The sequence below is a fragment of the Acinetobacter vivianii genome (assembly GCF_014635885.1).
Lineage (GTDB): Bacteria > Pseudomonadota > Gammaproteobacteria > Pseudomonadales > Moraxellaceae > Acinetobacter > Acinetobacter vivianii.
Map to the genome: position 1 here is coordinate 234579 of NZ_BMDR01000003.1, position 15042 is coordinate 249620.

11 protein-coding genes and 1 pseudogene are annotated in these 15042 nt (G+C 44.5%); 1 reads left to right on the top strand and 11 read right to left on the bottom strand.

All coding sequences use genetic code 11. The features are described 5' to 3' along the window. Window positions 1–6: 6 nt before the first annotated feature. From IEV36_RS07680 to IEV36_RS07700, 5 genes are all read right to left on the bottom strand, one after another. Entirely contained in the window at window positions 7–2142 is a 2136-nt protein-coding gene (locus IEV36_RS07680; protein WP_171068057.1) for a type IV pilus secretin PilQ, read from the bottom strand. Window positions 2143–2203: 61 nt separating this feature from the next. After that, entirely contained in the window at window positions 2204–2731 is a 528-nt protein-coding gene (locus IEV36_RS07685; protein ID WP_004776058.1) for a pilus assembly protein PilP, read from the bottom strand. Between the two features lie 3 nt (window positions 2732–2734). After that, window positions 2735–3454 carry a type IV pilus inner membrane component PilO gene (locus tag IEV36_RS07690; RefSeq protein ID WP_004776059.1) on the bottom strand — a complete coding sequence of 240 codons (720 nt, stop codon included), beginning with the start codon at window positions 3452–3454 and terminating at the stop codon, window positions 2735–2737. Then, window positions 3451–4107, bottom strand: coding sequence for a PilN domain-containing protein (locus IEV36_RS07695; RefSeq protein WP_004776060.1), 657 nt, complete (start codon window positions 4105–4107; stop codon window positions 3451–3453). Before IEV36_RS07695 ends, IEV36_RS07690 begins: the two co-directional genes overlap by 4 nt. After that, the gene (locus tag IEV36_RS07700) at window positions 4107–5165 is read right to left on the bottom strand and encodes a pilus assembly protein PilM (protein WP_004776062.1); all 1059 of its coding nucleotides are present in this window, start codon (window positions 5163–5165) and stop codon (window positions 4107–4109) included. Before IEV36_RS07700 ends, IEV36_RS07695 begins: the two co-directional genes overlap by 1 nt. A gap of 163 nt (window positions 5166–5328) precedes the next feature. On the opposite strand from IEV36_RS07700, the gene ponA reads away from it, so the two are divergent. Further along, complete coding sequence (gene ponA, locus IEV36_RS07705) at window positions 5329–7920, top strand: penicillin-binding protein PBP1a (RefSeq protein ID WP_081402420.1); 2592 nt, start codon at window positions 5329–5331, stop codon at window positions 7918–7920. A 15-nt stretch (window positions 7921–7935) separates the two neighbouring features. Here the strand turns inward: ponA and IEV36_RS07710 are convergent, their stop codons facing one another. The 6 genes and pseudogenes from IEV36_RS07710 to ftsL all read right to left on the bottom strand — a co-directional run bounded on the left by IEV36_RS07710 (window position 7936) and on the right by ftsL (window position 15041). Continuing rightward, complete coding sequence (locus tag IEV36_RS07710; protein WP_005259995.1) at window positions 7936–8754, bottom strand: methyltransferase; 819 nt, start codon at window positions 8752–8754, stop codon at window positions 7936–7938. A 60-nt stretch (window positions 8755–8814) separates the two neighbouring features. Next, window positions 8815–9933: a phospho-N-acetylmuramoyl-pentapeptide-transferase gene (gene mraY, locus IEV36_RS07715; protein WP_004776067.1), complete on the bottom strand. Its 1119-nt coding sequence runs from the start codon at window positions 9931–9933 to the stop codon at window positions 8815–8817. Then, on the bottom strand, window positions 9934–11331 hold the full coding sequence (locus IEV36_RS07720; RefSeq protein ID WP_005259998.1) for a UDP-N-acetylmuramoyl-tripeptide--D-alanyl-D-alanine ligase: 1398 nt from the start codon (window positions 11329–11331) through the stop codon (window positions 9934–9936). Window positions 11332–11355: 24 nt separating this feature from the next. Beyond that, on the bottom strand, window positions 11356–12855 hold the full coding sequence (locus tag IEV36_RS07725; RefSeq protein WP_005260000.1) for a UDP-N-acetylmuramoyl-L-alanyl-D-glutamate--2,6-diaminopimelate ligase: 1500 nt from the start codon (window positions 12853–12855) through the stop codon (window positions 11356–11358). A 3-nt stretch (window positions 12856–12858) separates the two neighbouring features. Further along, window positions 12859–14692 (bottom strand): annotated as a pseudogene (gene ftsI, locus IEV36_RS07730) (penicillin-binding protein PBP3). A gap of 10 nt (window positions 14693–14702) precedes the next feature. Further along, window positions 14703–15041 (bottom strand): cell division protein FtsL, encoded by a 339-nt coding sequence (gene ftsL / locus IEV36_RS07735; protein WP_004776072.1) that lies wholly within the window; start codon window positions 15039–15041, stop codon window positions 14703–14705. Window position 15042: the final 1 nt, after the last annotated feature.

Here is a 15042-nt window from a genome sequence, read left to right on the forward strand (position 1 = left end):
AATATATTAATGATTTCTGGTTAAAGTGTCATTAACAATTCTCGGCGTAATAAAAATAAGTAGCTCACGTTTATTGTCTGTTTTCAAGTCACGACGGAATAAGCGTCCGACATAAGGTAAGTCACCCAAGAATGGTACTTTCACTTGAGAGCTGATATTTTCCTGCTCAAAAATACCACCAAGCACTACGGTTTCACCATTATCCACCAGTACATTGGTATCAATCTGGTTTTTATTAATGGTGAGCTGTCCTGTTGGAGTCGGCGTACTTTGCGAGTCTTTGGTAATGTTCAGCTTCATCATGACTTTACCGTCAGGAGTAATGCTCGGTGTCACATCCAGACTTAAGGTCGCATCAATAAACTCTGTTTTAGGCACGGCATTCGCACCACCACCGGTTGATGAGGTATAAGGAATTTTCTTACCTGATTCAATTTTTGCAGCTTGCTTGTCGGCAGTCATGACTTTCGGTGTTGAAATCACTTCGCCATAACCATCGGCCTGTACCGCTGAAAGTTCTAAATCCAGCATAAAGTCTGACAGGCTAATTAAACCAAAAGCAATACGGCTTGCCCCAGGTGTAACTGCACCCAAGTCGACATTCAGGTTATCTGGACGTTCAATTTCATATTTCCAGCCGCCCGTATCGCTATCTTTTTCAGGCTTTCTTAAATCCCATAAAGTTGTATCACTACCACCCACTAATAGGTCATTATTGTTGGTAATACCTTGAGACAAGATTCCCCATTTCACCCCCATCTCTTTGGTAAAATCGGTGCTGGCACTGACAATACGCGCTTCAATCATGACCTGTTTAACCGATACGTCCAACAGATCAACCATCTTACGGATCTGGTCAATTTTCTGAGAAGTATCATTCACGATCAAAGTATTGGTACGCGGGTCAATCGAAATGGTTCCGCGAGGACTTAACAAACCACCCGCTAAATTATCATTGCTGATTGAATTTGAAGAATTACCATTGTTGGTGTTCGCATTCTTCCCTTGGGTAATCAGCTTTTCAATATCCGCTGCTTTTGCATAGCTTAACGTAATATATTCAGTTTGTAGAGGCGCCAGTTTCACGCTTTGTGCCTGCGCTTTAGCTTCTTCTTCCTCAGCCTTAATCAGTTCTGAAACTGGTGCAATCCAGATCACATTACCATTACGACGCTTGTCCAGATTCTTGGTTTTCAAGACAATATCCAAAGCCTGATCCCACGGCACATCTTTAAGACGTAAGGTGATATTACCTTGCACCGTATCTGCGGCCACCATATTGATACCGGTAAAGTCTGCAAGTAACTGCAATACACGGCGTACTTCAATATCCTGGAAGTCTAAAGAAATTTTATTCCCGGTATAGGTTTGGGTCTTGGCCTTGGTCGGTGATTTATCTTCAGGACGCTTTAAGCTGATGGTCAGTTTATTTTCTGCCTGATAAGCCATATATTCATAGCTACCCGCAGACTGAATGGTGATTACACCATTGCCCTTGTCGTTATAGGCATCAATACTTGCGACAGGCGTTGCGAAGTCATTGGTATTTAAACGACGAGCCAAATGCGTCGGGATTTTATTCCCCATGGTACGCACAACAATTTTACTGCCTTGCTGTTGCACATCTACTGGTGTGTTATTGCCTAATAAATCAATGACTACCAGCCCTTCGCCCTGATTGCCACGCTGGAAACCAATATTGGAAATACCTTGTTGCGCCTGACGCACAGCAGCGACTGGAGCCGCCATTGCCGCAGGCTTGGCTGAATTAATTTTCAGTACAAACGTATTGCCTTCCACACGTGTCGTAAATGCACCAGCATCTTTCAAATTCACAATCACACGAGAACGCTGGTCATCTGCCGCAACTTCAACAGAACTTGCTTCATTGGTTGAAACTGGAATAGAAGTTTGTTTTAAGGTTTGTTGTGCTTTATCAAAATCCAGAATCAAGCGAGCAGGCTGTTCAAGCTGATAAGCTTGTGGTTGCGGTGGCAAACCATTAAACATGACGCGGATTTCTGTACCTTGTTCAGCCAAATTCATGGGTACAATATTGGTCATGCTGACTTGTGCTGATGCAACCTGCATCACCGCAAGCGTAATCGCAGCCATAGAAAATTGACGGAATGCATGATTCATGGTCTTCGCTTCCCCAAATAAAGAATCTTTAAACTGTTTTTTCATTGTTATTCCCTTAATCTTATGGTGCTGGCCCAATGAGAACGAGTGTTCGAGGTCTTTCTACGTAACCTTCTCGTCCATCAGGTACGATTTCCACCAAATCTATCTGAGTCGGGCTAATTTTAATGATGCGCCCCTGATTCATCCCCAAATAACTACCCACTTGTACGCGCTCGATTTGCCCATCAGGTGTTTGAATCAAAGCAATCGTCTCGCTGCTTCTGCCACGCATACTACCCTTCATATTTAATGATTCCAGCGCATAGCTCTCTAGAGGTTGTGGCTGACGATTAAAGTTCGGATACACACGTTTGCCTGCCATAATCTTTAACTCGGCAGCTAAAGAACTTGGCATAAATGGGCTTTTCAGCTGATGTGCCGAATAGTTAAATAACGGTACAGGTGTAAATACAGGTGCAGGTTCAATCGGTAAAGGCGGCTGATTTCGGATTTCAGCCATCTTCTGGTTGACTGCATCAATACGCGAATCACATCCAACCAACCCCAATCCAAGCAACAAGCTAAGTAGTAATTTATAATTATTCATGGCTTACTTTCCTCCTGCAGCAGGTGGATTATTTGTCGCTGCCGCAGCGGCATTGGCCTGATCATCCGCGCCTACATAACGGTAGGTCTTGGCTTTCACAGTATAATTCACCACAGGAATATCAGATTTTTTCTGGGTATCTTCTTTTGCTTCAACCGTAAAGTCATGCAAAGTCACAATACGAGGCAAGGCTGCAATACCTGTCACGAAAGCACCAAACGCATGGTAATCGCCTGTCGCATCGATACTGATTGGCTGCTCAATAAAGAACTCTTGTTTGACTTCATTTTCCAGACGGATGTTTTTAAATTTCAGGCCAGAGTTGACACCCGTCAAGTTGATGTCTTCAACCAGACTCGGAATCTCTGTTTCTTTTGGTAGCTGTTCTAATTGTTGATTAAAATTCGCTTCCATTTCTTGCAACTGCGCTTGGTATTGTTGCAAGTTACGCAGTTTGGAATCTTTTTCTCTAAATTCATTGAGTAAGCTTTGTTCCTGCGCCTGAGCATTCTCAATCGCTTCGAGCTGAGATTTAATCACCACAAAATAACCCAGCGCAATCACAGCTAAAAATACGAAGATCCAGCACGTGATTTTGACAGATAAAGGCCAACTGCCGTAATTGTTCATGTCCAGCGTATTAAATTGCTGGAAGAACTGCTCGACCGTCATTTTCTTTTTCTTGACAGCAACGGTGTCTTGATTCAATTCATCTTGGTTCATTTCGCGGTCCCCACTGCTACTGTCCCTGATGCTGCCTGTTCTGTTGTTGGTGCAGCCTCAACAGTTGTACCAATCTCACCCAAATCTACAGTGACAATAAAACTTCCATAGTTTTCCTCAACCCGAGGAACCAGCGAGCTTGCTGCTTTATCTTTGTTTTTATCTTCATCTACTGCAAGGAATGAGTTCATAAAGGCATTGCGATACCACGGCGAAGCCTCAAGATTACGCAACAGTTCAGCCACGGTATTCGGGCTTTCTGCTTTACCTTCGATGGTGAATTTATCACCTGTACGGGTAAACTTGGTCAAGTACATGGTCGGTGGTGTGACGCGAACCAGTTCATCCACCAGACGTACCGTAACTGGACGTTGCCCTTGTAAACCCTGAATCAGCTTCATACGCTCAATAATGGCATTACGGCGTTCTTGCAAACCATCCAGAGCTTTCAGTTGTGTATCCAGATTCTGATTGGTACTCACAATCAGCTGATTGGCCTGTTCCTGATCACTCAGTTTATGGTCAAAATACATCCAGCCTGAAAACACCGATGCAACCCCTAATGCAGCAACCCCAACACAAAAAGCGACAAACTGTTTCTTTCTTTGTTCTCTTAGCTCATCACGCCAAGGGAGTAAGTTAATCTTTGCCATTAATCAAAACTCCTCATTGCCAAACCACATGCCACCATTAAAGAGGAAGCATCATTTTCAATTTTTTTAATATCAATTTGGGGAGAAAAACCCATTTGTAAAAATGGATTGGCAATGGTCACTCGGTAACCGAGCTTTTGTTGTAATAATTTCGCCAGACCAGGAATATTGGCATTCCCGCCAGCAAGTAAAATATGATCAATCTCATTGAACTGAGAAGATGAAAAGAAGAACTGGAGTGAACGTGCAGCTTGCTGAACGACTGCATCAAGGAAAGGCTCAAGCACCTCGGTATCATAATCATCTGGCAGTGTTCTTTCTTTTTTGGCACGACCCGCTTCCTCAAAAGACAAGCCATAACGGCTTTGTACATCTTGAGTCAGTTGACGACCGCCAAACACTTGCTCACGGGTATAAATAATTTTGCCTTTCTGCATCACAGAAAGCGTGGTCATAGTGTGACCAATATCCAGAATACCGACCGTATTGGCACCCATTGGCAAGGTATCAGCAAAGACACTAAAAGCACGCTCCATTGCGTAACTTTCAACTTCAGCGATTTTTGCGGTGAGGCCAGCCAGTTCAAGCACTTCGACACGTGTGTCTACATTTTCTGTTCGTGTCGCCACGAGCAGTACGTTTACCCGGTTTGCATTGGCCAAACGGTCAGGTAAAACTTCAAAATCCAGACTCACTTCATCTAACGGGAACGGAATGTATTGCTCAGCGTCCATACGGATCTGAACTTCACGTTCTTCATCCGACATGTCAGCATCCATTTCTATAATCTTGTTAATGACCATAGAAGTAGGCACTGCAAATGCAACATTGGTGGTGTGAGGATTCGCAAGGTTGACGACTCTCTCAAGCGCATCACCCACCGCCTCTGGGTTCAGAATGCTTTTTTCCACTACACTATTTTCAGGTAATGGCATCACCGCATAACTTTCAACCCAATATCTACCGTTCTTTACAGAGAGCTCCAATAATTTAACAGTTGTCGAACTAATATCGACACCCACTAACCCCTTATTTGGTTTACGATATAACCTGAGCACAGTACTTTCCTATTTATTTTTTTATCCCCAAAAATTCAACATACTAATTTTGTTTTGGTCTTTAATTGATACGGATACAATAACTCATCTAACAATCCGCATGTCTAAAGGATATACTGACCACAATTAGTTTGCCATTCGCTCTTATTAAAACTTACTTATTATGAAAAAGCTATCCAGTTCTGGTATTGTTCGCCCATTTTTTTTGATCGTTATTATTATCTTAGTCTCACTTCCAATGGGATTTTATGGCATGTATCTCTATCTCGCGCCATCATTGCCAGATATGAGCTCATTAAAAAAAGCGCCTTTATTAAAACCATTGCAAGTCTATACGGCAGATAATAAGTTGATTGCGGAATATGGCGGGAAATTATCAATTCCTGTTAAGTATGAACAGATTCCTCCGACCTTTATTCATGGTTTCCTTGCAGCAGAAGACTCCTCATTTTTTGAGCATAACGGCATCAGTTTTAAAGGCTTAGGGCGAGCTTTGACTGAATCTGTTACTGGTTCTGATGTCCAGACTGGGGGCTCAACCATTACCATGCAGGTTGCGAAGAACTATTATTTAAGTCCAGACCGAACACTAAGACGTAAACTGACTGAGGTTTTTCTTGCACGAAAAATCGAACAGAATTTAACAAAACAGGAAATTTTGACGGCGTATGTCAATAAAATTTTCTTGGGTAAAAATGCCTACGGTATCGCTGCGGCTGCTCGTATCTATTACAACAAAAACCTGAATGAGCTAACCACCGCACAAATGGCAATGATTGCAGGCCTACCGAAAGCACCATCAAAATATAACCCTGTAGTTAACCCAGATCGTGCGCTTGAGCGTCGTAACTGGATTTTGGGACGTATGCTGCAGCTGGGTTATATCAACCAGAATCAATACCAGCAAGCGGTTGCCGAGCCGATTAATCTGAATATGGTTGATCGCTCGGTGAGTAACGTTTTTCCCTATGTCGGAGAAATGGTCCGTTCCGAATTAGTTGAGCATTTTGGCGAACAGGCGATTGATTCGGGTTATAAGGTTTACACCACCGTTGATAGCAACCGTCAGCGTTATGCAGAACAAGCGATTCAAAATGGACTGGAAGCATATGACCGTCGTCATGGCTGGCGCGGTCCAGAAGCACATGATAAACCTTTAAAACAGTTCATGGCCTATGCGAACACCTACCCTGCTCAAGTCACCAAAGTGAATAACAATTCTTTTGAAGCCTTAATGCAAGATGGTTCAACCGTAACAGTAAACTGGTCAGGCATGTCTTGGGTACGTCCATATCGCAACGCCAATAGCGTGGGTGGCGCACCATCGAATGCTTCACAGATTGTCAAAGTCAAAGATATTGTGCGTTTGCGTCCAAATGAAGGCAAAACGGTATGGGCTTTGACTCAAGTACCAAAGGTACAAGGTCAGTTAATTGCCATTAATCCAAATGACGGTGCAATTGAAGCGGTTGTCGGTGGCTATAACTTCTATCAATCAAAATTTAACCGTGCTTTACAAGGTTGGAGACAACCTGGTTCTACCATTAAACCATTCGTGTATGCGCTGGCTTTAGAGCGTGGTATGACGCCATATAGCATGGTTAACGATAGCCCTATTACCATTGGGAAATGGTCACCAAGAAACGCGGATGGCCGCTATCTTGGTATGATTCCATTACGTCGTGCTCTTTACTTGTCACGAAACTCGGTTTCTGTTCGTTTATTACAAAACGTCGGGATCGAACGTACCCGCCAACTGTTTATGGATTTTGGTTTACAAGATGACCAGATTCCGCGTAACTACACCATTGCCTTAGGTACGCCGCAGGTGTTACCGATTCAAATGGCAACAGGTTATGCAACATTTGCCAATGGCGGTTACCGTATCCAGCCGCACTTTATTACACGTATTGAAGATGCGTATGGCAAAGTCATTTATGAAGCAAAGCCTGAGTATGCATGTATTCCTTGTATTGCCACTGCAAAGAACGATGCAAAACAACAAACGGCTGATGCAAGCAAAAAAGATGAAGTCAAAGAAATCACCAATGCGACTTTGGATGATACAAATGCAACATCTGAAATACCAATGACTGCTGCTGATACTCAAAAAGCAAGCAAGCCAAATGGTGACTATCGTCAGGCACAACGCATCCTGAAATCAAGCTCAGCTTATGACATGGCCAACATCTTACGTGATGTAATTCAACACGGTACCGGACGTGCTGCGATGAAAATCGGCCGTGATGATTTGGGTGGTAAAACAGGAACAACCAACGATGCGAAAGATGCATGGTTCGCGGGCTTCAATGGCAAGTTGGTTGCTGTGGCTTGGGTTGGCTTTGACCAACCGCGTACGCTAGGTCGTCGTGAATACGGTGGTGTTGCAGCCCTTCCGATCTGGACCAACTTCATGGGTCAATCATTAAAAGACACGCCATCGGCATGGGTACGTCTAGATAAAGAGGCGAAAGATCCAATTTCGCGTGATAAATTACAGATCCAGCAAAGTGAAGACAAAAAAGAATATCGTGCTTCGCCACCACTGGCTCGTCCACTTTATCGCCCAGCTCCGCCTGTACCAACACGATCAACTCAAAACGACTTTTCTGACTTGCCAGGAACAACGCCACCAACCTCAGTTGAGGAACGTCCGATTGTTCCTGCCAAAAAGCAGCCACCAGCAATGGGGAATAATCCAGCACCTCAAAAAGAGCGTGACGGAATTGAAAATCTGATTAATCAGATTCAGTAACCAAAAAAGAAGCCATCAAATTGATGGCTTCTTTTTTTTCTGGAACAGATAAATCTGGAAGGAGGCGGTCGCTGCAAATTGTGATGACTGCTCTAGCAATTTGCGTCGCTCAGGATTGGCCTTATAAGCATACGGCGTCATGGCGATCAGATTTTTCAAAGCCTGCTGATCCAGTGACATGATGCTCTCAACCACCTGCTCCTGTTTTAGCTCAAACTGTGCATCTAACTGCTCCACAAACTTCTGTGGCTCATGCAAGTTCACCTGCTCAAACAAGGCTTCACGCAAATCGTATAAATGACGTGGTGCAGGCGTGACCACAATCAGATAGCCATCTTCTTGTAGCACTCGCATGATTTCATCTTGGGGAATTGGACTAAACAGACTGGTGCAAAGGTCAATTGAATGATCCTGAACAGGCAAAGTCGCTCCTGTTCCTACCACCCAAGTCACTTTTGAATTCAACTTAGCTGCTCTTTGCACCGCAGTTTTGGCAATATCCACTCCGATACACTGTTGAGTATGCGCCTGCATTGCACTGGTGTAATAACCTTCACCACAACCAATATCCAGCACAGCTTGAGGTTTAAGCTGTTGCAGAATCTCAACCACAGCCTGCTGCAAAGGTTGATAAAAACCTGCTTGCAGAAACTCACGACGTGCCAGTACCGACTCAGGCGTGTCTCCAGGTGACTTGCTATGTTTATGCTGCACCACATGTAAATTGACATAGCCCTGTTTCGCTACATCATAGTGATGCCCTTTTTCACAACGCCAGGAATTTTCAACCAAATTCAATGATTGGCGACAAACAGGACACATCAACAAACTCATCTATTTTCTCCAAACATAAAAAAAAGCTGGTCAATACCAGCTTCTTTCTTGAATCTTGGTTTAACGTAATTTTAAGGTCATTAAGCCTAACACGACGAGGAAAATCGTGATAATCCAGAAACGAATCACAACCTGTGTTTCTTTCCAGCCTTGTTTTTCATAATGGTGATGCAGAGGCGCCATCAAGAACACACGCTTGTTACGCATACGCAATGAACCGATCTGTAAGAACACAGAAATGGCTTCCATCACAAAGACACCGCCCATAATCGCAAATACGATTTCCTGACGAACCATCACCGCAATGGTACCGAGCATCGCACCGAGTGCCAATGCACCGACATCGCCCATAAAGACTTGAGCTGGATGCGCATTGTACCAGAGGAAGGCCAAACCAGCACCGACCATTGCCGAACAGATGACTACCAGCTCAGAGGTATATTTTACATAAGGAATATGCAAATATTCAGCGAAACGGATATCACCCGATAAATAAGCAAATACACCTAAACCTGCTGCGACCATTACGATTGGCATGATCGCCAAACCATCGAGACCATCCGTCAGATTCACCGCATTCGATGCGCCGTTAATCACCAGATAAGTAAAGACAATAAACGCCAAGCCTAGTGGAACCGCTGATAATGGAATCGAGAGATTCTTAAAGAAAGGAATCAGCAAGTCCAGCATATTCGCTGTATGTACTGCGCTATCCTGCTGTTTTGCAATCACATATAAGGCAATACCTGCTCCTAGAGACGCTACCGAAGTCCAGAAAAACTTCTTGCGTGCTGGCAAGCCTGCATTGTCTTTATAACGAACTTTAATCCAATCATCAGCCCAACCTACCGCACCAAAGACCACCATCACGCCAAGTACGATCCAGACATAGGGATTGGATAAATCAGCCCACAATAACGTACTGATCCCGATAGAGAGTAAAATGAGGATCCCGCCCATGGTTGGGGTACCCATTTTTTTGGCATGGTTTTCTGGCGCAAAAGAGCTCACCGCCTGACCATATTTTAATGCCTGTAATTTACGAATCATGACTGGGCCTAATACCAGTCCGATCGTCAAGGCAGTCAGCAAGCTCAACAAAGAGCGCAACGTTAAATAACGAACAACCTGAAACGAACTGTTATAGTCCGCCAATTGTTCAAATAACCATAACAACATTTAAATTTTCTCCATCAAGTCAGCCATCAACGTTTCCATATGGGTATAACGAGACCCTTTAAACAGGAAACTCATTGACTGGGGTTGATGTGTTTGGACTAAATTAATTAAAAACGGTAATGCTTCTGCCTGTGTTGCAAAGGCATGTAACTTTTCTGAATGAGATGAACCTTGTTGCGCTGCTTCAGCGAATTCACCGACGACAACCAGATGATCTAACGGTAACGATGCCAAGTCTCGACCGAGATCATGATGCTCTTGCCAGCTACTATCACCCAGCTCACCAATATCGCCCATCACCATGACTTTTAAGCCCTGCTGCTGCAAGAGCACCTGTGCTGCTGCACGCATGGAAGTCGGGTTGGCATTATAGGTATCATCAATAAACAGATGATTCTGCTGCTGAATAAAGTTCAGACGACCTTTGGCACCTTGTGCTTGCTCTAAGCCTTGCACAATATCATCAAGCGCAATACCAAGCGCTAAAGCAAATGCGGTCGCTGCTGCGGCATTCTGTACATTATGCGCCCCTGCAAATGGCAAGTTCACTGCACGAACACCTTGTGGCGTATGCAAATTAAATTGTGCCGATTGAGGATGAAGTTGAATATCGGTCGCAAAGACATCGCCGCCTCCACCAAAACTCAGAATCGGGTGTGCCTGTGCATTTTCACGAATAGTAGCTGCATAATCATCTTGTGCAGGAACAATTGCGGTACCTTGCGGCAAAATATGTGCATAGATTTCTGATTTAGCGCGGCAAATGCCCTCGCGACCACCAAATTCACCCAAGTGCGCTGTACCAATATTCAAAATGCCTGCCACATGTGGCTGTACCAGATTCGAGGTATAATCAATTTCACCTTGATGACTGGCACCCAGCTCCATCACGGCATATTGATGTTCCTGACGCAGTTCCAGCAACATCATCGGCACGCCCAAATCATTATTCAGGTTGCCACGCGTGATCAGGGTTGGTGCTAAACGAGATAAAATACTGCCCAGCATTTCTTTGGTGGTGGTTTTACCACTGCTACCCGTCAAGGCAATGACTTTCAACTGTTGGTTTTGCTGACGGCGATAGGCTCCAAGATGTCCTAATGCCAAGCGTGTATCTTTTACGACGAGCTGTGCAATATCAGCATCAACAGGATGCTCTACGATGGCAATCTGACAACCTTGTGCAGCCACTTGTGCTACAAAACTATGCGCATCAAAACGTTCACCTTTTAAAGCGAGAAATGCATCGCCCGCCTCAGCGTGACGTGAGTCAGTCAAAATACGTTTAATTTCACCCTGCGGAACATTTTGCTGATGCCACTCCCCTTGGGTGGCGAGTTGTAATTGTTCTGCTGTCCACAGTTCTAATGGAACAGTACTGGTCGTTGAGGTATGCATCGTTTTTATTTACCTTTTTTCACCCTATTGCGCAGGATAAGCAGAATGTACCGAATGTGGCTGGGCAGCAATTGCAGATTGCACTTCAACCACGTCATCAAACCAATGACGCACGCCATCGATTTCCTGATAATTTTCATGCCCTTTACCCGCAATCACCACAATATCTCCCGCTTGGGCTTGCGCTACAGCAAACTTAATCGCTTCACGACGATCATGGATTTCATGCATCACATGGGCAGTAAAATCAATGCCCTGCTTCATGTCAGCAAAAATCTGTTCAGGATTTTCAGTTCTCGGATTATCCGAAGTCAGCATGACCGGATTGGCATGGTCAAGCGCGGCCTGAGTCATGAGTGGACGCTTGCCACGGTCACGATCTCCACCACAACCAAATACCGCCCACAATTGTCCAGTGACATGACGTTTCAATGTGGTCAGTACCTGAATCAAGGCATCCGGTGTGTGTGCATAATCCACCACAAATAGACGCTCAGCATCCTGAATTACCTGCATACGACCCGGCGCACCTTTCAGTTGCGGCACAAATTGCACTAGATCTGCTAGCGCAAAACCTGCATATTCAGCTGCAATCAAACTCGCCAATAAGTTTTCGACATTAAAATGTCCCAGCAATGGGCTTTGTACCGAATAAGCACCCGTTGGGCTCATCAGCGTAAAACTCGCACCACTTAAACGATATTGCAAATCAGCAATATGATAATCAGCAGAGGTTTGCGTCAAAGAATAGGTGAGGATTTTAGGTTGCGATGGATTGGCTTTTGCTGCATCCAACATAAGCGGTGCATGTGCATCATCCAGATTAATAACGACAGCTTTTAAGGTCGTAAATTTGAACAGCAACGCTTTTGCTTCAGCATAGGCTTCTAGCGTACCGTGATAATCCAGATGGTCACGGCTTAAATTGCTATACACCGCAATTTCAAGATCACAGCCATTGAGACGGCCTTGTTCCAAACCATGCGAACTGGCTTCCAGTGCAACAAAACTCGCGCCTTGTTTGGCATAGTCATGCAGCGCATGTTGCAACTGCAACGCATCTAAAGTGGTGTGCGTTGATGGCGTCAAGTTAGGTAAGATCCCGTTGCCTGTGGTTCCCATGACCGCACAGCCTTTGCCTTGCGAGCTAATCAATTCTGCAATCAGACGAGAAATCGTGGTTTTGCCATTGGTTCCCGTCACCGCAATACCACGCAAGGGCTGCACAGGATCAACTGCCTGCAAATACTGCTTTTGCCATTCGCCCATTTGATAGCGAACATCAGGACAAACCCATTCATTAGCAAGGCCTAAAGCTATTTCACTAATCACTGCCAATGCACCTGCATCTAAAGCATTCTGGGCAAACTGGCGTGTTTTTTCTGGTTGGCTATAACTGCTCAAGGCAATAAAAATCTGTCCCTTATCAACCTTACGGCTATCCAGAGAAAAGCCCTGAAAAGGTTGACTATACCAAGCCGCATCTATGCTGATCGGATGTATCTGTTGAAAACTAATCGACATAATCTACCTACGGATTGGATTTTATAGAAGTATCAAGTGGCTTATCTAAAGGCACATTGAGGAGACGCAACGACTCCTGCATCATCCGAGCGAATACTGGGGCAGCAACCAGACCACCGTAATAACGACCTTGCGGGTTTTCAACCACAACAATCATCGCCAGACGTGGATCACTGATTGGCGCAACACCCGCAAACAGAGCACGATATTCACTGTTCGAGTAGCCTTTACGGTCTGCACGTAATTTATGTGCTGTCCCTGTTTTACCGCCCACGCGATAACCCGGAATCACCGCCTGTTTCGCAGTACCGCCCGGCATGGTCACTTGCTCAAGCATGGTAAGTACTTGATCAGCAATTTTCGGTTCGAGAACTTGTGTTCCTTCTGGCGCTTTGTCCAGTTTGCGCAAGCTCAATGGCATTTGTACACCATGATTCGCCAACATGGCATAGCCTTGTGCCACCTGTAAAATGGTTGCATTCAGACCATAACCGTAGGCCATAGTTCCCAACTGCGATGGATTTAACTTGCTACCTGAATAGAGCAGACCCGCACTTTCACCAGGGAATTTAACGGCTGAACGATGTCCAAAACCTGCGCGTCTAAAGAAAGAAGGTACTGTATCTTTAGGTAGGGATAACGCGATCTTGGCTGAACCCACGTTTGACGATTTAATAATGACGCCAGATACAGTCAAAGCACCATAGTTATGCGTATCACGAATCGTATGCCAGCCTAAACGCATTGAACCCGGTGAAGTATTGACGATGGTATTTGGTGTGTATTTGCCACTTTCCAAAGCCGCTGCCACCGTAAACGGTTTCATGGTCGAACCCGGCTCAAACATATCAATCGCACCGCGGTTACGCATTGCATCTTTGTTGTTGAGACCATTTTTGTCATTCGGGTTATAAGATGGCCAACTGGTCATCGCCAGAATTTCACCGGTTTTAACATCGACCGCAATCGCTGTTGCTGAACGTGCATTGTTGGCAACACCAGCTGCCGTAAGCTCGCGATACATGATGTATTGCAAACGCGAGTCGATACTGAGCGTGATATTTTCGCCAGACTCAACTTCTTTAATGACTTCAGAAACTTTAAGACGATTCCCTTTTTTATCACGAATGATTTTTTGCTCACCATCGACACCAGAAAGCTGTTTATTCAACTGCATTTCCAGACCTTCAATCCCCACCCCTTCACTATTGGTCAAACCAATAATCTGTGCATTCGGTTGAGGTTGAGGATAGTAACGCTTATAACTTTTTTCGGCATAAACACCCTGAAAGTTACGCTTAATAATCAGGTCAGCTTGCTGTGGTGGAATTTCTTTTTGTAAAACCAGATAACGTGAACGTGGGCGTGCCTGCATTTGTTTCTTTAAATCGGCACGATCAACACCAACAACATCTGCCAGTTCGTCCAGATTCAGGTTTTTATCTGGCAATTGACGCTTTAATTTACGGTTATTCGGGTCTTTTTTTAGTTCAGCAGTAATTTCATCAAACTGCTGTTTGGTTTCCCAATAATCTCGTGGGTCGATCACGATTTTCATGATCGGGGTACTAATCGCCAAAGGCACACCGTGGCGGTCACTGATCACCCCACGCATCGCCTCAAGACGTTCGGTACGCAAAATATTGGCATTGGCTTTATTTTGTAAAAAGTCTTTATTGACCACTTGAACATAGAATGCACGTGCAACCAACACGACAAAGCAAAGTAGTACCGTGCCCCAAAGCAAATAAAATCGCCACATGTCCAAAGCAAGTGTTGGTCTTTCAGAAATCGACTGCTGTTTTTTTCGTATTGGTTTGCTTCTCTTATCTGCCATACAGCATGCCTTATTTATCTTGCTTTGAAGTCATAGGTAAAGAAATCACTACAGTTTGCGTAGCGGGTGGTGAGAACATACGGAGTTGTGTCACTGCCCGAGAACCAATCTGGGCAGTCGCACCAAAGGTTTGTTGCTCAATCAGCAAACGCCCCCACTCTGCATTCAGATCATCTCTTTCACGCATATAAGCGCTCAAGTCACGATAATCATGACGATATTCAAAGACTTGAAACACCACCATCATTGCACTGGTAAATATCAATGCAACGAGCACAGCGTAAACAACAACTTTTTTCAGTCCCTTTTTGCTGCTTGGTAAAACGTCGTCATCATTCTTGTTGTTCATT